This is a genomic window from Nocardia sp. NPDC004568 (assembly GCF_040609955.1).
Taxonomy (GTDB): Bacteria; Actinomycetota; Actinomycetes; order Mycobacteriales; family Mycobacteriaceae; genus Nocardia.
On sequence record NZ_JBEXLL010000100.1, the window covers coordinates 1 to 17,209 of the forward strand.

Consider the following 17,209-nt stretch of genomic DNA (forward strand, 5'->3'; position numbering starts at 1 on the left):
GGGGTGGCCACCCCACGAGCCGTGCCGTGCGGTGCCCGCACGCGGGGTGTGGCGGGGCATTCGCGTGCATCTGACGCCGAGGTGTGATAGCAAGGCGCGATGATGTCTACGGTTGCACTCCGCCGGTCATGGGCGCAGGATCTCGATACCCCCACCCTGTACGAGTTGCTGAAGCTGCGTGTCGAAGTGTTCGTGGTCGAGCAGAAGTGCGCGTACCCCGAGCTGGACGGACAGGATCTGCTGCCGGAGACCCGGCATCTGTGGCTCGACGACGAGGGCGAGGTCATCGCCACGCTGCGCCTGCTCGAGGAACACGAGGACGGCGTCAAATCCTTCCGGATCGGGCGCTTGTGTACTGCCGTGGAGGCGCGCGGACACGGCTACACCACCCGGCTGCTGCAGGCCGCGCTCGCCGAGACCGGATCGCACACCGTCCGGCTCAATGCCCAGACCTACCTGATCGATCTCTACACCAAACACGGGTTCGAGGTGGACGGCGCGGAGTTCATCGAGGACGGCGTCGCGCACGTACCGATGCGCAAGGGGTAGCCGCCGGGCCGGGCCGCCGCGCCCGTCTCGGGCAGGGGAGGGCCGGGCCGGGTGGCGGCACGTTTTAGAGTGGGGCCGTGTCCTCCACCGAAACCGCCCGGCCCGCATCCCGACCGATCGTCTCCGCCGCGGACGGCCGTGAAGCCGGGTTCCCGTTCTCCGCGGTGGTCGGTCAGGAGCGGTTGCAGCTGGCGCTGATCCTGTGCGCCGTGCATCCGGGTATCGGTGGCGTGCTCGTCCGCGGCGAGAAGGGGACCGCGAAGTCCACGGTGGTCCGGGCGCTGGCCCGGCTGCTACCGCCGGTGGTCGATGAATCGGGCGCCCGCCCGGCGCGGCTGGTGGAGCTCCCGGTCGGCGCCACCGAGGACCGCGTCGTCGGCTCGCTCGATCTGGAGCGGGTCCTGCGCGACGGCGAACAGGCGTTCCGGCCCGGACTGCTCGCCGCCGCCCATCACGGTGTGCTGTACGTAGACGAGGTGAACCTGCTGCACGACCATCTGGTGGATGTGCTGCTGGACGCGGCGGCCATGGGCCGGGTGCACATCGAACGCGACGGCGTCTCGCACTCCCATCCGGCCCGGTTCGTCCTGGTCGGCACCATGAACCCGGAAGAAGGCGAGTTGCGGCCGCAGCTGCTCGACCGTTTCGGTCTGACGGTGGATGTGACCGCCTCCCGGGACGTGGACGTCCGGATGGCCGTGGTGCGGCGCCGGCTCGATTACGAAGCCGATCCGAACGGTTTCGCGGCCGCCTACGCCGCCGCGGACGCCGAGATCGCCGATCGTGTCCTCACCGCCCGCGACCGACTGCCCGAGGTCGCGCTCGACGATGTGGAACTGCGGCGTATCGCCGCGGTCTGCGCGTCCTTCGACGTGGACGGTATGCGGGCCGATCTGGTGGTGGCCCGTACCGCTGCCGCCCATGCCGCCTGGTGCGGCCGCGGCAGTGTCACCGCCGACGATGTGCGTGTCGCCGCCGAACTGGCGCTCCCGCACCGGCGCCGACGGGACCCGTTCGACGAACCCGGGATCACCCCCGAACAGCTCGACGACGCCATGCGCGACGCGGCCGAGCAGGCCGGCGATCAGCAGAACCCACCGGACGGCCACGACGCCGCCGAGCCCCCGCCGCCCGAGGACGACCCCGACGGCCCCGGTGGCGGCGCCGCGGTGCCCGGTGACGGCACCGAGGCGACCGAGAACTCCGGCAACCCGGGCGGCTCCGGCGCGACCGCGCCGGCGAGCGCGCCGGTCGCGGCGCCGGTCCGGCCGCCGCGCTGGGAGGTGCCGGGTGTGGGCGAGGGAGCGCCCGGCCGGCGGTCCCGGGCGCGGACGCGGCAGGGCCGGGTGGTGAACACGACTCCCGAGCCCGTCGGCGGCCTGCATCTGCTGGGCACGCTGCGGGCCGCGGCGCCGCATCAGCGGGCGCGCGGCCGGCGTACCGGGCCCCTGGTGCTGGCGCCCGGCGATCTGCGCGGGGCCTACCGCGAGGGGCGTGAGGGCAATCTGGTGCTCTTCGTGGTGGACACCTCCGGATCCATGGCCGCCCGCGACCGGCTCTCGGCGGTGACCGGCGCGGTGGTGACCCTGCTGCGCGACGCCTATCAGCGGCGCGACAAGGTCGCGGTGATCTCGGTGCGCGGCAGTGCGGCCGATCTGGTGTTGCCGCCCACCTCCTCGATCGATATCGCCGTCCGCCGCCTGTCCGGCTTGCGTACCGGCGGGAAGACCCCGCTCGCCGCGGGGCTGCGCACCGCCCGGGAGCTGGTCCACCGCGAACGCGTCCGCGACCCGCAGCGCCGGCCCATGCTGGTACTGCTCACCGACGGCCGCGCCACCGGTGGGACCGAGCCGGTGCCGCGGGCCCGCGCGGCGGCCGCCCGGCTGGCCCGCGACGGTGTCACCTCCGTTGTCGTCGACTGCGAACGCGGCATGGTCCGCCTGGGTCTGGCCGCCGAGCTGGCGACCGCGCTGGGCGGTACGGTCGTCCGGCTCACCGAACTGACCGGCGCCTCGGTGGCCGAGGTGGTCCGGGCGGGCGCCGCCGGTGGCGCGCGCGCCGCGTGAGCCCGGACCCGGCCCGTACCGGGCGAGCCCGAAACCCGAATCAGATCAGGAGTTCCCATGCCCAAAGGGGTGCCCGAGCACGTACCCGACGACGGACTGACCACGCGGCAGCGCCGTAATCAGCCGGTGCTCGCCGTGCATACGGGCCCGGGCAAGGGCAAGTCCACCGCCGCCTTCGGGATGGCGTTGCGCGCCTGGAACCAGGGTTTCGGTGTGGCGGTGTTCCAGTTCGTCAAGAGCGCCAAATGGAAGGTGGGGGAGGAAGCGGCCTTCCGCGAACTCGGCCGGTTGCACAGCGAGACCGGCGTGGGCGGGCCGGTCCAATGGCACAAGATGGGCGAGGGCTGGTCGTGGACTCGTAAGCAGGGCAGCGAAACCGATCACGCGGCCGCGGCGCTGGCCGGCTGGCAGGAGATCGCCCGCCGGTTGCGGGCCGAGGAGCACCGGTTCTATGTGCTGGACGAGTTCACCTATCCGCTGAAATGGGGATGGGTGGATGTGGCCGAGGTCGTCGAGACCCTGCGGGAGCGGCCGGGTAACCAGCATGTCGTCATCACCGGCCGGGACGCGCCCGCGGCACTCGTGGAGGCGGCGGACCTGGTGACCGAGATGACGAAGGTTCGCCATCCCATGGACGTGGGCCGTAAGGGACAACGGGGCATCGAATGGTGAGCCCCACCGGGGCCCGGCGTGCTGCCCGCCGGTGCCGCCCGGCCGGGAACACACCGCGATGAGCGCCGCCCCGGGGATCGTCCTCGCCGCGCCGGCCTCCGGCAGCGGGAAGACCACTGTCGCCACCGGTCTCATCGGCGCGCTGCGCCGGGCCGGCCGCCGGGTGGCGCCCTTCAAGGTGGGGCCCGACTACATCGATCCCGGTTATCACGGCCTGGCTGCCGGACGCCCCGGTCGCAATCTGGATCCGGTGCTGGTCGGGCGCGACCGGATCGCCCCCCTCTACCGCCACGGCGCCCGCGACTGCGATATCGCGGTGGTGGAGGGTGTGATGGGCCTGTTCGACGGACGGATCGACGAACAGGTCGCCGATCCCGTGGCGGAAGGCTCCACCGCCCAGGTCGCGAGCCTGCTGGGCCTCCCGGTGGTCCTGGTCGTGGACGCGCGCGGCCACAGCCAGAGCCTGGCCGCCCTGCTGCACGGGTTCGCCACGTTCGATTCGGGTGTGCGCCTGGGCGGCGTGGTGCTCAACCGCGTCGGTAGCGCGCGGCACGAACAGGTCCTGCGTGCCGCCTGCGACCGGGTGGGCCTGCCGGTGCTCGGCGCGCTGCCCCGGCTGGCCGAACTCGAGGTCCCGTCCCGGCACCTGGGCCTGATCCCGGCGGTGGAACACGGCGTCGCGGCGATGCGCGCGGTGGACGCGATGACCGACCTGGCCGCGCGCCATATCGATCTCGCCGCGGCCGCGGCGCTGGCCGTCGCGCCGGAGTCCGGGCCGAGCTGGGACGCCGGCCGCGAGATCGCCGATGACGGAGCGATGCCGGCGGGGCCGGATCCGGTGATCGCGGTAGCCGGCGGACCCGCCTTCACCTTCGGTTACGCCGAACACCGGGAACTGCTGACCGCCGCGGGTGCCCGGGTCGTCGTGATAGACCCACTGCACGACGCGCTGCCTGCCGAGGCCGCGGGGCTGGTGTTGCCGGGCGGATTCCCGGAAGAGCACGCGGGGACGTTGGCGGCCAATACCGGGCTGCGTGTCGCGGTGGCGGAGCGGGCCCGGGCGGGGCTGCCCGTCCACGCCGAATGCGCCGGCTTGCTGTACCTCACCCGATCCCTGGACGGTCATCCGATGGCGGGCCTGATCGATGCGGTCGCCGAGTTCGGGCCCCGCCTCACCCTCGGTTACCGAGAAGCGGTGGCGCTGGCCGATTCCGTACTCTGGCGGACCGGTGAGCGAGTACGCGGACACGAATTCCATCGGACCCGGCTGGTGCAGTCCGGCGACGACCCGCCCGCCTGGGGATGGCGGATCGCCGGAGATCAGATGCGCGAGGGCGCGCTCGTGAATCGGGTACACGCGTCCTACCTGCACACACATCCGGCCGGGAACCCGGGCCCGGTGCATCGTTTCGTCGCCGCCGCCCGCGTCTATCAGCGCACCCGACCCGCCGCCCGCATACGGTGATCGACGGAGGCTGGCAGCCCCGACCCGGCTCCGCGCCGCGGGGCGCGGCGGACTGTGCCGAACTCGCGGTCGGTCTCGGCCTGCGGCCGGACCTGCCCGCCGAGCGGATTCTCGCGGCGCTGGCGGAAGCTTTTCCTGGCCGGCGGATAACCTGCCTTGCGACCCTGGAACGCCGGGCCGGCGAACCGGGCCCGCGCGGTGCTGCCGCCACACTGGGCGTGCCACTCTACGGCTATTCCGCCGAGCAGCTGGCGCGGGTGCCGGTGCCGAACCCGTCGGGTCGGGTGGTCGCCGCATTGGGAATTCCCGGTGTGGCCGAGGCCGCGGCGCTGCTGGCCGGTGCCGGGCCCCTGCTTGTGCCGCGGCAGGTGGTACGGGGCGTGGTGGTCGCGGCCGCGCACGGGTGAGCACACCGGGGCTCCGGTGTACTGCCGGACGAACACCGTCGCCCGCGGCGTTCGGTGCGCCCACAGCGGCTGCCAAAAGATCTGTCGTTCTGACCGGTCCCCGATAGTGCGACCACGGTTTCAGAGTCGGATCGTTGTCATCGGTATTCAGTTGATGTCGCGGGATCAGCGGGTGTCTGCGCGGCCGGCAGCCGCCGATACGTCGACCGTGGGAGCCCAACGACCTTGCATGCGAACCGCTCCGACATGCTCATAACCTCTCGGAGCATGTCGGCGGCTCGCCGCTTGGCCGCTGGGCCTAGAATTTTCCCTTGCTGATCTCGCGCAGCGCGTCTTTCTCCCACTCCGCATCGGCCAGCAGGCGCATGAGCCGGGCGTTCTGTTCCCTCAGCTCTTTGAGTTCCTTGGCGGCATCGGTGTCCATATCGCCATACTGGCGGCGCCAGTTATAGAGCGTCGCCGCCGAGACCCCCAGGTCAGCGGCGATCTGCTCACCGGTCAAGCCTTCCGCGGCCAGTTCATCGGCGCGCCGGAGCTTGCGCACGATGTCCTCCGCAGAATGCCGTTTCCGTCCAGCCATAATCTCTATCGTCCCTTCCGGCCCTCACCAGGGCCAATGGGACTCTGATTCCGGCTGGTCGCATCTATTGGGAGCGGGTCAGTTCGACAAGAGCGGCCGATTTCCGCCAGCGCGCTCGGGCAAGAGTCCCTGTCGTCGATCCGTGACCACATTCGCTTGTACTCGCGAGGTCATCGGTAAAGCGACGGTGACCTTCATATCTTTCGCTGCGGCGCTGGGAAACAGCGACGATCTACCGCTTCCGCCGGCTGCCGAAGTCGCGGGAGCGCTCGGGTAACCATTGCCGCGCTGGTGACAGCCGGGCCTGCCCGAGCTATCACGCCGGATTCATCGGGTCGCGGCAAATGCCACGGTTACCCGCTGCCTTCTGAACCCGAAGTTGTTAACGCCCATATGTTTCAGGAGTCAGCACTCGGATAGAGGGTTTCGACATGTCCGGGCGATACTTTTCTCCGTCGCGGTCGTGGACGGGGAATATTTCTTCGGTGGCGGCGTCGGGTCGATGGGTGATAATGGCCAATTCTGTTGGATAGGTGGGGTTATCGGGGTCGAATTTCCAGTTCGAAGGGCGGCGCAGCTGAACCTCGGCGATATTGCTTTCCGGCGCGCTGCGAACGGCGTCGCGGATGACTTCATCGAAGTCTGCGCGCTGTTGTGAGGACAGGAATCCGTGGAACATCGAGCTCATCACTACCGTGGTGGTGTCGGGTCGGGGTTCTGTAAGTGAATCGCGTAGCCATTGTATGGCATCTCCCCTTTCGATTCTGACGTCCTGGTACTTGCTGGCGACCCGCATGGCCGCCTCTTGCTGGGCAATCGTTGGCGGATCGAAAGAACCTGTGGCCACTATGAGATCCGCTCGCCCTCGTGGTGTTGTGACGTCGTGCGGGTTCAGGTCGCAGCCCCGTCGCTCCATGATCTGCAGTGGTGTGTCGGCGACATTTTTCGGTAAACCTGACCAGGCGTTGCCGAAGATGAGTTCCGATTCTTCGGCATTGCCGTAGATATGTTGTATGTCGCTGGGGGCGTAGCCGAAGCGGTCCATGTGCAACAGTAGACCGCCACTGGATCCGGTCTCCAACAAGGTCAGCGGTTGTCCGGTCTTGTGGGTGATGTGTAGTAGTCCAGGATAGAGTGCGCATGCGCGTTCCGGGATGTTCGCCTGTGCTACGCCGCGGCGATTGATGTAGGTCGCCAACTCATTTCGATGTCTGTCCAGCGCGTCTTCGAATACCGGCCACATTTGCTCTATCGGGGCGTGGGCAGGAGGGCCTTTAGCGGTTGGAAAGAAGCGGGCCAGCTCGGGAGCCCTGCCGCGAGCGGCCAAGGATCTGAAACCGCCTATTATTCTATAGGAATTGATACGAGAGTTTTCTGGATCAATAATACGGGTCAGAATTCCCCTGGATTTGGCGTCTGTTACGAGACGTTCTAGCACCTCGCGGAGATAGGGCGCTTCCGCCGCCAGCTGATGCCGCGAACGGCCGACCATGTGTGTAATCCGTTCGACGACTTCATTTCCGGGATGCCGGTTGCCGGCAAGCGAGCCGCTGCGGTCGGAGAGGTCTTTTGGTGCTGCGGCGTCTGGTCGGTCGGCATGTGTGAATGCCCGGGCCGTGGTATCGAGGAATTTTGCGCCTATTTGGTCGCCGCGAAAAGCGCCTTCGATGTGTCTCGCCACAAGTGCCATCTGGAAGTCCACCTGCTCGGCCGCGCCGCGCATGAGGGTTCGCAGTATCTGCGTCCTCTGCATCCACTTCCTCTGTTCTCCTGGCGTTACCTTGCTTCTCGTGTGCAGGGATCGATTGTACTGGCAGCCCGTTGTTCTCCGGGGGTTCGCGATTACCTGAAGGTGTTTCGAGACGAATCAGAGGGTTGAGCCAGCTCATCGCTGGGTTCGTGCCTCGGTTTCGATCGAATTCGGGTGTGCGGTCTTCGATGGCGGTCTGTAGCAGCTGCCGGGCGGAGTCGGCGTGGCGGATGGCGGTCGGCGCCGAATGCGGCGGTGAGTGCAGCGTGTCCGGACCGTAGCCCGGCGAAGTTGAGACCGAGCTCACCTTCGATCATGGCGACCTCGAGAGCGACTCCTCCAGCCCAGAACCCAATCTAAGGCGCCACGGATAGCAGATCCGCGAAACCGGTGGGGTCGTGCCGTCCGACGCTGGCGTGTTCGAAGAGCCCCCAGCCCTCGGCATCCCCGCAGCGGGCGTGGGCGATGTGATCGGTGACGCCCCAGGGGATCCGCCCGGCGATGGCCGGATCGGTGAGGTCGTACCTGTTGGCCCACGACCAGTCGCGGCCCTTCCACTGCCCGTGCTGCCAATCCGGGTCACCGCCGTAACCGCAGCCGATGTGCAGCGGTATCCCGGTGACGGTGCGGATATCGATGGTCAGCGGTTTTCCGTCCGGTGTCCGCAGTTCCAGGCCGGCGCTCTCGGGGTGGCGGGTACCGGACCGGTAGTCGATGGTGATCCGCGGCCAGCCCAGCTGTTCCACCGATCCGTCCGGGAACACCCGGACCGCGTCGTTGAGGGTCCGGTAGCCGTCCGGGTTCTCCTGGATGATCACCACCACCGCGAAATCGTCGAACCGCAGCGGCACGTACAGCCACCAGAATCCACCGGCTCCTTCGGTGGCCGCCCGGCCCGGCGGTTCGCTCTCGCCGACGGGACGGATACCCCAGGAGCGGTCCCGGGTGCCGGTCCAGACCGCCGGGTCCACGGTGATGTCCTCGCCGCCGATCGCGAGCGTGCCCGCCCACGAACCGACCTGGGCGAAGCGGGAGGCGTCGAGGGTCGGCCGGTTACCGGCCAGCATGACATGCGGCTGCTCCTGGACGGCGGGGAAGGCGCCGGTCCAGGTGAGGTCGAGACCGAGGTCCTCGTGGTCGCACACCACCCGGATCCGGCGCAGCGGTTCGACCACTTCGATCCGGTATCCGCCGACCGCCATGTCCAGACTCCGGTCGCTGCGGGCGTCGGAGAACCGCACCGAGGTGATCTCGTCACCGCGGCGGACCGCGGCGTACGCGTCGGCGACGCCGAGGTTCGGATACACCCCGAAGCCGGTCACCAGCATGATCGCCCCGTCGCGGTTGTGCGCGTTGAAATAGCTGCGGTCGTAGAAGTTCCGGTCGCTGGTCGCGGCCCGGGCGATGGGCAGCGGTGTCTGGTGGATCGGATACTCGTCCAGGGGGCCCGGCGCGGTGGCCGGGGTGTGACCGGTGGTTTCGCTCATCTCAGTCCCATCCGTAGGTGCCGTCGAGCATGGCCTCCAGGGTGGCGCGATGCATGATGTAGTCGTCGCGCTCGGCCGGGGCGGTGTCCTCACCCATGTGGATCATCCGGCGTTTGATCCGGGCCATCACGATCGCGTGCCGCAGCGCGGCATAGGTGAGGTAGAAGTCCAAATTCGCGACGGTGTGGCCGCTGACCTTCTCGTAGTGCGCGACGACCTCGTCGCGGCGCAGGAAATCGGGAAGCCCGGGGAAGCCGAATCCGGTGGCGATGTCCTGGAAGAAGCGGTGCAGGAAGATCATCCAGGCCAGATCGAGTTCGCGCGGGCCCAGTGCGGCCATCTCCCAGTCCAAGACGGCGACCGGCGAGAACCCTTCGTAGATGATGTTGCCGGGCCGGGCATCGCCCCAGCTCAGCACATCGGGGCCGGGATCGGCGGGAAAGTTGCGGTCCAGCCACGCGAAAGCGCGCTCGATGAGCGGGATCTCGTAGCCGTCGCCGGCCAGCGCCCAGTGGTACCAGGCCCGGTCCGATTCGATATGGCGGCGTAACGCCGGGCCCGGACCGTCGAGTTCGGGGAACCGCTGTGCCGGTTCGGGCAGTGCGTGGATCCGGGCCAGGACATCGACAGTGTTGCGGGTGAGCTCGGCCCGCTCGGCGGTGGTCGCGTCGTAGAGCCAGCCGGCGAAGACGTAGGGCGGATTGTCTCCCGGGATGCGGCCCGGTACCCGGTCCATCACGAAGAACGGCGCGCCGCAGGCCGCGCTCCCGGTTTCCAGCCAGCGCAGCCGCGGTACCGGGACATCGGTGGCGGCGCCGATTTCGGTGATGACGCGGTACTGCAGTGCCAGATCGTATTTCTCGAAGACGGGGAACGCGCCCTCCTCCGGGATCATCCGGGCGACGAAGGCGCCGCCCTCGGTGCGGCCGCCGGATTTCCAGTGCGCGTCGAACAGCACCGACGCACTGGATAGGCCTCCGGACATCGGCCGCTGCAGATCGCTGATGACCGGCGGTTCGTCGGCCTCGACCTTGTCCCGTAACCACTCGGCGAGTTGTCCCGCCAGCGCCGCCAGATCGCGTTCGCTGGTGGTGAGCCGCATATGTTCGGTGGGGTTCACATCGTCGGGCATCATCGTCCTCCTGACGCCATCCGGCCTCGGCGCGGAAACCGGCCGGTCTCGCCTGCACGACACCGGGCCGCCCGCGTGCGGGAGACTGTAACGTGTTTCAGTATCGGGTGGTGCCGATTCGGCGGATCGCCGGAACCTCGCGAATCGCTCCCCGGGCGTGCCCGGCCGACCATAATCCGTTCGAGGGCCGGGGTGAGTCGTTCGGCCGGGCGGGAGGATCACGATGAGCGCGACGCTGTGGCGGCGAGGCCGCGCGAGGTGGGGCGCGGCGGGACGGCGCCCGGCCCGGCCGGCCGGAAGGCCCACGTGAAGCGCGTACGCGACGCGATCGCTGTGCTGGGGGCGGCGGTTCTGCTGCTGGTGCTGGGGGCGGCCCTGCGTCCGCTGTTCGTCGACGATCCACCCGCACCGGAGATCCTGTCCGTCACGGAGATCGGATTCGTCCAGGACATGGCCGCCCATCACCACCAGGCACTGGTGATGGTGCAGCGGCTCGATCCCGGCGCCGCCCCCGCGGTGCGGGGTCTGGCCCGGCAGATCGAGGACGCCCAGCTCTCCGAGATCGGCACCCTCCTGGGCTGGTTGCGTCTGGCGGGCGCGCCGGCCGCGGGCGCGGAGCCGATGAGCTGGATGCCCGAGCGGACCCACGATCACCACGCCGCCCCCGACCCGGTCCCGGCCGCGATGCCGGGGATGGCCACGCAGGCCGAACTCGACGACCTCGCGGCCGCGCGGGGCCGCGCCGCCGCGCTGCTGTTCCTGCGACTGATGCAGCGCCATCACGAGGGCGGTATCGCCATGGCCCGGGTGGCCGACGCGCTGCTCACCGACGGTGTGGTGAAACAGGCGGCCCGGGAGATGATCACCGCGCAGACCCAGGAGTCGGGGCTGATGGCGCTGCTGCTGGCCGAACTGGAGGCGGATCCACCGGGGTGAGCCGGAATGAACCCGCGCGGGTGCCGGTTGCTGGTGATCATGAGCGCTATCTCGTTGCCCGACACCGTCAAGAAGTACATCGACGACGCCAGACTGTTCGTGACCGTCGCCACCATCGGCCGCGACGGACATCCGCATCTGACCGTCACCTGGATCGACCGCGACGGCGACGAGTTGCTCTACTCCACGACGACCGACCGCGTCCAGGGTAAGAATCTGGCCCGTGATCCGCGCATCTCCGTCCTGATCGCGCCGCCGGACAACCCGTACGTCTACGCGGAGATCCGGGGCACCGCCACCCTCACCCCGGACCCCGACATGCTGGTCGGCGACCGGATGTCGATCAAATACACCGGAAAGCCCTACGCCGAGTTCAATCCGGCCTCGGTGGACGACGGCCCCCGGGTGGCCGTGCGGATCACCCCGACCAAGATCACCGGCAGGCTCTGAAACCGGTGACCGGTGACCGGTGGTCGCCGGGCTCAGGCCGACTGGGCTTCGTCCTGGGCGTGCTGGGCCCGGGCGACCTCCTGCGCGGTGTAGCGCAGGGTCAGCGCGATCAGGCCCACCAGCAGGCCGCCGATCGCGGCCACCAGCAGCGCCAGGGTGTAACCGTCGCCGAGCGCGGTGATCTCCGCCGCCGTCATCTCGGCCGGTTTCTTGATGGTCCCGCCCTCGGACAGGGTCCGGGAGGCGGCCAGCGGAGTGAGCACGCCGATGGCGATGGGGGTCCCCAGATTCAGGAACATCTGGCCGATCGCCGAGAGCGGGCCGATCTCGTCCGGCGGCACCCCGACCAGCACACACAGCGGGATGAGCACCATGGCGATACCGATGCCGAAACCGATCACCGAGAACAGCGGCAGCAGGGTGGACCAGTAGCCGACGTCGGCGTCCAGTGTCGAGCCGTAGCCGAGGCCGGCCATCAGCACCACGGACGCGCCCACCAGCAGCCACCGGGGTGCGACGTGCAGGGCCAGCCGGGTGGCCACCGCGCTGCCCAGGCCGACGCCGACGGTGAACGGGATGAACGAGATCCCGGCGACCAGCGGGCTGTAACCGACCACGTTCTGCACGAACAGGCCGGCGAAATAGGTGGTGGCGCCCAGCACGCCGCTGGCGAGCAGGATCACCACGAAGGTGGAGACGCGGTCGCGGCTGTCGAACAGCGTCCACGGCAGCAGGGGGTTGTCCACATGACGTTCGGCGAAGACGAACAGCGGCAGCAGCACGGCGCCCGCGATGAGGGTGCCGTAGACGAGCGGATCACCCCAGCCCAGCTCCGGTCCCTCGGTGGCACCCCAGACGATCAGCGCGCAGGCCAGAGTGCCGAGGAACGCGCCGCGCACATCCAGGGTCAGCCGCTGATGCTGGGTATCGCGGAGCGCGAACAGCGCGCCGATCACGATGAGTACGCCGATCGGCACATTGATCAGGAAGATCCATCGCCAGCTGGCCTCGGTCAGCGCGCCGCCGATCACCAGTCCGCCGACCGAACCCAGCGCGACCATCGAGCCGAAGATGGCGAAGGCCTGGTTGCGGACCCGGCCCGGGGCGAAGGTGCTGGCGACCAGCGCGAAGGCGGTGGGCGCGGCGAGCGCGGCACCGGTGCCCTGGAAGGCGCGCGCGGCGATGAGCATCTGCTCACCCTGTGCCAGCCCGCACAGCATGGAGGCCAGCGTGAACAGGCCGACACCGAGGACGAACATGCGACGGCGTCCGAACGAATCACCGATCCGGCCGCCGAGCAGCATCAGACCGGCGAACGGCAGTCCGTAGGCGGTGATGGTCCACGCGCTGCCCGAACTGGACAGGCCCATTTCCTCCTGCAGCCGCGGCAGGGCCAAGATCACCACGGTGCCGTCCAGCACCACCATCAGCTGTAACCCGCTGAGCACGAGAATGGCGAGGCCGAAGGCTCGTTTCGTCACCGGATACCGGATAGCTGGGGGGTTATCGAGCACAGTGGGTCACTGTAACCGACCGTCGCCGGCGGCTACCGGCGCGGCGCTGAACCCGGCCGTGGGCCCGATCACAATGATCGCCGGCGGCCGGATACCTTCGGCGCGGACGCGTTCGGCCACATCGTCGAGGGTGGCCCGCAGTACCCGCTGACCACGCAGGGTTCCCTCCTGGATCACCGTGGCCGGGGTCTCGCCGGGGCGCCCACCCGCGCGCAGCACCGCCGCGAACTGCTCGATCCGCTCCACCGCCATCATGAGGACCAGAGTGCCGCGCAACCGGGCCAGCGCCGGCCAGTCGACCAGCGAATCCGGATGGTCGGGTGGGATATGGCCACTGACCACCACGAATTCATGAGTGACCCCGCGATGGGTGACCGGGATCCCCGCGGCCGCCGGTACCGAGATCGGGCTGGTGACGCCCGGCACCACCGTCACCGGCACCCCGGCGTCGACACACGCCTCGAGCTCCTCGTAACCGCGCCCGAACACATAGGGGTCTCCGCCCTTGAGCCGGACCACGAACTTCCCCGCGCGGGCGCCGTCCACGAGAGTCCGGTTGATGGCATCCTGCGCCATCGCGCGCCCATAAGGGATCTTGGCGGCGTCCACCACCTCGACATCCGGTCCCAGCTCGGCCAGCAACTCCGGCGGGGCCAGGCGGTCGGCCACCACGAGATCGGCCCGGGCCAGTAACCGCCGGCCGCGCACGGTGATCAGATCGGGATCGCCGGGTCCGCCGCCGACCAGCGCGACTCCGGGCGTCATGGGGGTCGCGTCGTCGGTGACCACGCCCGATTGCAGCGCTTCCAGCAGCGCTGTGCGAACCGCGGCCGAGCGCCGATGCCGGCCGCCGGCCAGCACGCCCAGGGTCATCCCGTCGTAGCGGGCGGTCGCCGGGGTGACCGCCGTCCCGGATTGCGCGTGATCGGCGCGGACACAGAAGATCCGGCGCCGGGTCGCCTCGGCGACCACGGCGGCATTGGTCTCGGGTCCGTCGGTGCAGGCGATGGCGTACCAGGCGCCGTCGAGGTCACCGTCGGCGTAATCGCGCAGGCTGAGCGTGATCTGGCCCGCGGTGGCCATCGCCTCGACCGCGGGGGTGGCCCGCCGGGTGATCACCTCGACGGCCGCTCCGGCGGCGATGAGCAGGCCCAATCGGCGCTGTGCCACGCTGCCCCCGCCCACGACGACGACCCGGCGTCCGTTCAGATCGAGTCCCACCAGGTAGTTCGAGTCCCCGGCGGACAGGTTGTCGGTATCGGCTGACGTGTTCGGCACAAGGCTCGAGCCTACGGCCCGGTGCGGTGCGGTCCGCAGCCGCCCGGCGGAGGTCCCGGGGCCGGCTGAAGTCCGCCGGGTCGCCCGACCGGGCGGCTTCGCGGGACACACCGGTTGATGCCCGTGGAGCACCGGTATCCGCCGTGCGCGGTCGCGGCGCCGCCGGCCGCGCCGGAATCAGGTGAGGACGATCAACTCGGTATCGGAGGCGATCTCGGTGCGCAGTCCGGCCTTGTTCGCGACCCGGGCGACCGCGCGGATATCGCCGGGTTCTGCGCGGGTGAGCACCAGCGCCCGCGCCAGCAGGCCCTTGTGATGCTTGTTGAAGTGACTGACCACCGTGCGTGATCCGTCCGGGTGCTCGGTGAGCACCGTCGCGGTGACCGCGCCCGGTACCCGGCCGAGTTGCTGGTAGGTGCCCGACCGCAGGTCCACGACGAGTTCCTCGTCGGCCGCCTCGCGCAGGGCGGGGCCCAGATGATCGCGCCAGACCGCCGCCAGTGTCGGACGGCCCGGCAGTTTCGAGCCGCCCGACAGCCGGTAGGCGGGGATGGGGTCACCGGCACGGACCGCGCCGAAAAGGGCCGAGCCGATCGCGATCCGGGCGAGGGCCTTCGCCCGCTGGGCCCGGGTGAAGGTACTCGCGCCCAGCGCGTCGTACAGGACGCCGGTGTAGCGTTCCAGCGCCGACCGGGTGGGGGAGGTGCGCACCGCGGCGTTGCGGGCCAGCTCTGCCTCGGAGTTCTTACCGAGCCCGAGGGCGGCCCGGGCGGTGTCCGGGTCACCGGCCAGCGCGACCAGATCGCCGACCAGCTGCGCGCGAATCTCGGTGAGCGAGTCGAAGGCCAGCGCCGACAGATCCAGCGGGCCGCCGGAACCGCCGTCGGATTTGGTTTCGGAAGGGGGGAGCAGCACCAGCACGACCGGTTACGGTACCGGCCGCCGCCCCACGCGCCCGCCGGCCCCGGCGGGACGGATCCGGGGGTGCGGCGGCCGCGCCGGGCGCACGGCGCTCACCACCGGTAATCGAATGTGGCCGGCGGACGCACAGGGGCTACGCTGGGCAACCGTGATCACCCGCCTCTCCCGACTGTTCCTCCGTACGTTGCGCGACGACCCCGCCGACGCCGAGGTGCCCAGCCACAAGCTGCTGGTGCGCGCCGGCTATGTGCGCCGGATCGCGCCGGGTGTGTACTCGTGGCTGCCGCTGGGCCTGCGGGTGCTGCACAAGGTGGAGGAGGTGGTGCGCGAGGAGATGAACGCCATCGGCGCGCAGGAGATCTCACTACCGGCGTTGCTGCCGCGCGACCCCTACGAGGCCACCAACCGCTGGACCGAATACGGCGACGCCCTGTTCCGGCTGCAGGACCGCAAGGGTGCCGACTATCTGCTCGGCCCCACCCATGAGGAACTGTTCACCCTCACCGTGAAGGGTGAGTACAACTCCTATAAGGATCTTCCGGTCACCCTGTACCAGATCCAGGCCAAGTACCGCGACGAGGAACGGCCACGGGCCGGCATCCTGCGCGGCCGCGAATTCATCATGAAGGACTCCTATTCCTTCGACCTGGACGAGGACGGTCTGAAAGCCAGCTACACCGCGCACCGCGAGGCCTACCAGCGCATTTTCGACCGGCTCGGCGTGAAGTACGTGATCGTCGCCGCGACCTCCGGCGCCATGGGCGGTAGTGCCTCCGAGGAGTTCCTGGCCGACAGCCCGGTCGGCGAGGACACCTATGTGGTGTGCCGGGAGTCCGGGTACGCCGCGAATGTGGAAGCCGTGGTCACCGCGGCGCCCGATCCACTGCCCATCGAGGGGCTGCCCGCGGCGCAGGTCCACGACACCCCCGATACCCCGACCATCGCGACCCTGGTGGACTGGGCGAACGGCGCCGGGATCGCCGACCGCTACGGTCGCCCGGTCACCGCCGCGGACACGCTGAAGAACGTCATGGTGAAGCTGCGGCATCCCGACGGGAAAACCGAGATCCTCGGTATCGGCGTGCCCGGCGATCGCGAGGTCGACGACAAGCGGCTCGGCGCGTCGGTCGAACCGGCCGAGGTGGAACTGCTCACCGACGCCGATTTCGCCGCGAATCCCTTCCTGGTCAAGGGCTATATCGGACCGAAGAGTTTGCAGGCCAACGGTATCCGTTACCTGGTCGACCCGCGGGTGGTCGCCGGGACCTCGTGGATCACCGGCGCCGACCGACCCGGCAAACATGTCGTCGGCTTGGTGGCCGGCCGGGATTTCACCCCGGACGGCACCATCGAGGCCGCGCAGGTGCGCGACGGGGATATGTCGCCCGACGGCCGCGGCCCGCTGGTCTCGGCGCGCGGTATCGAGATCGGCCACATCTTCCAGCTCGGCTACAAGTACACCGACGCCTTCGAGGTCGATGTCCTGGGTGAGAACGGCAAGCCGGTGCGGCTGGTCATGGGGTCCTACGGGATCGGCGTCTCGCGCATGGTGGCCGTCATCGCCGAACAGCAGCACGACGACAAGGGTCTGCGCTGGCCGACCGAGGTGGCGCCGTACGACGTGCACGTGGTGATCGCCAACAAGGACGAGGCCGCCCGGGCCGGTGCCGAAGAGGTGGTGGCGGCGCTGCACGCGCAGGGCCTCGACGTGCTCTTCGACGATCGCACCGCCTCGCCCGGCGTGAAGTTCAAGGACGCCGAACTGCTCGGTATGCCCTATGTGCTGGTGATCGGCCGCGGCTGGGCCGAGGGCAAGGTGGAGCTGCGCGACCGGTTCACCGGGGAGGCACAGGACGTACCCGCCGAATCCGCGGTCGAGGCGGTACTCGCCCGGGTTCGCGGCTAGGTGTACTGACCTGAGAGGTTAGGCACGCGGGCTGCTGGTGGGTGTCCGCCGAGTGCGGTGTGGCCGCGGTGGTGATTGTAGGTGTGTAGCCAGGTC

Annotated in this window: 15 protein-coding genes; 8 read left to right on the forward strand and 7 right to left on the reverse strand. The window is 69.5% G+C overall.

Annotated features, from left to right (window positions below; translation table 11 throughout):
* Positions 1 to 99: 99 nt before the first annotated feature.
* The 5 genes from ABZV91_RS29430 (at position 100) to ABZV91_RS29450 (ending at position 5,159) form a co-directional block, all read left to right on the forward strand.
* Positions 100 to 549, forward strand: a complete 450-nt coding sequence (locus ABZV91_RS29430; protein WP_030521743.1) for a GNAT family N-acetyltransferase — start codon at positions 100 to 102, stop codon at positions 547 to 549.
* Between the two features lie 116 nt (positions 550 to 665).
* On the forward strand, positions 666 to 2,615 hold the full coding sequence (locus tag ABZV91_RS29435; RefSeq protein ID WP_355248683.1) for a magnesium chelatase subunit D family protein: 1,950 nt from the start codon (positions 666 to 668) through the stop codon (positions 2,613 to 2,615).
* Positions 2,616 to 2,672: 57 nt separating this feature from the next.
* Positions 2,673 to 3,287: a cob(I)yrinic acid a,c-diamide adenosyltransferase gene (cobO, locus tag ABZV91_RS29440; protein WP_355248644.1), complete on the forward strand. Its 615-nt coding sequence runs from the start codon at positions 2,673 to 2,675 to the stop codon at positions 3,285 to 3,287.
* Between the two features lie 58 nt (positions 3,288 to 3,345).
* Positions 3,346 to 4,752: a cobyrinate a,c-diamide synthase gene (locus tag ABZV91_RS29445; protein ID WP_355248647.1), complete on the forward strand. Its 1,407-nt coding sequence runs from the start codon at positions 3,346 to 3,348 to the stop codon at positions 4,750 to 4,752.
* Positions 4,749 to 5,159 carry a cobalamin biosynthesis protein gene (locus tag ABZV91_RS29450; protein ID WP_355248650.1) on the forward strand — a complete coding sequence of 137 codons (411 nt, stop codon included), beginning with the start codon at positions 4,749 to 4,751 and terminating at the stop codon, positions 5,157 to 5,159. The genes ABZV91_RS29445 and ABZV91_RS29450 overlap by 4 nt, the downstream gene beginning before the upstream one ends.
* Before the next feature lie 298 nt (positions 5,160 to 5,457).
* Here the strand turns inward: ABZV91_RS29450 and ABZV91_RS29455 are convergent, their stop codons facing one another.
* The 4 genes from ABZV91_RS29455 to ABZV91_RS29470 all read right to left on the reverse strand — a co-directional run bounded on the left by ABZV91_RS29455 (position 5,458) and on the right by ABZV91_RS29470 (position 10,111).
* Entirely contained in the window at positions 5,458 to 5,739 is a 282-nt protein-coding gene (locus ABZV91_RS29455) for a transposase (RefSeq protein ID WP_355248653.1), read from the reverse strand.
* Positions 5,740 to 6,121: 382 nt separating this feature from the next.
* Positions 6,122 to 7,492: a DUF2332 domain-containing protein gene (locus ABZV91_RS29460; protein ID WP_355248655.1), complete on the reverse strand. Its 1,371-nt coding sequence runs from the start codon at positions 7,490 to 7,492 to the stop codon at positions 6,122 to 6,124.
* Positions 7,493 to 7,845: 353 nt separating this feature from the next.
* Positions 7,846 to 8,976: a hypothetical protein gene (locus tag ABZV91_RS29465; protein ID WP_355248658.1), complete on the reverse strand. Its 1,131-nt coding sequence runs from the start codon at positions 8,974 to 8,976 to the stop codon at positions 7,846 to 7,848.
* A gap of 1 nt (position 8,977) precedes the next feature.
* Positions 8,978 to 10,111 carry a phosphotransferase family protein gene (locus ABZV91_RS29470; protein WP_355248661.1) on the reverse strand — a complete coding sequence of 378 codons (1,134 nt, stop codon included), beginning with the start codon at positions 10,109 to 10,111 and terminating at the stop codon, positions 8,978 to 8,980.
* 303 nt (positions 10,112 to 10,414) lie between these two features.
* Between ABZV91_RS29470 and ABZV91_RS29475 the strand changes: the two genes are divergently transcribed.
* Together ABZV91_RS29475 and ABZV91_RS29480 are read left to right on the forward strand one after the other, a co-directional pair.
* A complete protein-coding gene (locus ABZV91_RS29475; protein ID WP_355248664.1) occupies positions 10,415 to 11,044 on the forward strand; it encodes a DUF305 domain-containing protein in 630 nt (209 codons plus the stop codon).
* 6 nt (positions 11,045 to 11,050) lie between these two features.
* Positions 11,051 to 11,494 (forward strand): PPOX class F420-dependent oxidoreductase, encoded by a 444-nt coding sequence (locus tag ABZV91_RS29480; RefSeq protein ID WP_355248667.1) that lies wholly within the window; start codon positions 11,051 to 11,053, stop codon positions 11,492 to 11,494.
* A gap of 32 nt (positions 11,495 to 11,526) precedes the next feature.
* Here the strand turns inward: ABZV91_RS29480 and ABZV91_RS29485 are convergent, their stop codons facing one another.
* The 3 genes from ABZV91_RS29485 to yaaA form a co-directional block, all read right to left on the reverse strand.
* Positions 11,527 to 12,975 carry an MFS transporter gene (locus tag ABZV91_RS29485; RefSeq protein ID WP_355248670.1) on the reverse strand — a complete coding sequence of 483 codons (1,449 nt, stop codon included), beginning with the start codon at positions 12,973 to 12,975 and terminating at the stop codon, positions 11,527 to 11,529.
* A gap of 39 nt (positions 12,976 to 13,014) precedes the next feature.
* Entirely contained in the window at positions 13,015 to 14,286 is a 1,272-nt protein-coding gene (cobA, locus tag ABZV91_RS29490; protein ID WP_355248673.1) for a uroporphyrinogen-III C-methyltransferase, read from the reverse strand.
* A 177-nt stretch (positions 14,287 to 14,463) separates the two neighbouring features.
* A complete protein-coding gene (yaaA, locus tag ABZV91_RS29495; protein ID WP_355248676.1) occupies positions 14,464 to 15,207 on the reverse strand; it encodes a peroxide stress protein YaaA in 744 nt (247 codons plus the stop codon).
* Positions 15,208 to 15,355: 148 nt separating this feature from the next.
* Here yaaA and ABZV91_RS29500 point away from each other — a divergent pair, with 148 nt between their 5' ends.
* Positions 15,356 to 17,113 (forward strand): proline--tRNA ligase, encoded by a 1,758-nt coding sequence (locus ABZV91_RS29500; RefSeq protein ID WP_355248679.1) that lies wholly within the window; start codon positions 15,356 to 15,358, stop codon positions 17,111 to 17,113.
* Positions 17,114 to 17,209 lie beyond the last annotated feature (96 nt).

What these genes read in the sequence shown, in the direction of transcription:
- ABZV91_RS29470 (WP_355248661.1), bottom strand. Translation starts at nt 10,111, where the DNA reads ATGATGCCCGACGATGTGAACCCCACCGAACATATGCGGCTCACCACC.
- ABZV91_RS29455 (WP_355248653.1), bottom strand. Translation starts at nt 5,739, where the DNA reads ATGGCTGGACGGAAACGGCATTCTGCGGAGGACATCGTGCGCAAGCTC.
- ABZV91_RS29445 (WP_355248647.1), top strand. Translation starts at nt 3,346, where the DNA reads ATGAGCGCCGCCCCGGGGATCGTCCTCGCCGCGCCGGCCTCCGGCAGC.
- ABZV91_RS29430 (WP_030521743.1), top strand. Translation starts at nt 100, where the DNA reads ATGATGTCTACGGTTGCACTCCGCCGGTCATGGGCGCAGGATCTCGAT.
- ABZV91_RS29460 (WP_355248655.1), bottom strand. Translation starts at nt 7,492, where the DNA reads ATGCAGAGGACGCAGATACTGCGAACCCTCATGCGCGGCGCGGCCGAG.
- ABZV91_RS29465 (WP_355248658.1), bottom strand. Translation starts at nt 8,976, where the DNA reads ATGAGCGAAACCACCGGTCACACCCCGGCCACCGCGCCGGGCCCCCTG.
- cobO (WP_355248644.1), top strand. Translation starts at nt 2,673, where the DNA reads ATGCCCAAAGGGGTGCCCGAGCACGTACCCGACGACGGACTGACCACG.
- ABZV91_RS29480 (WP_355248667.1), top strand. Translation starts at nt 11,051, where the DNA reads ATGAACCCGCGCGGGTGCCGGTTGCTGGTGATCATGAGCGCTATCTCG.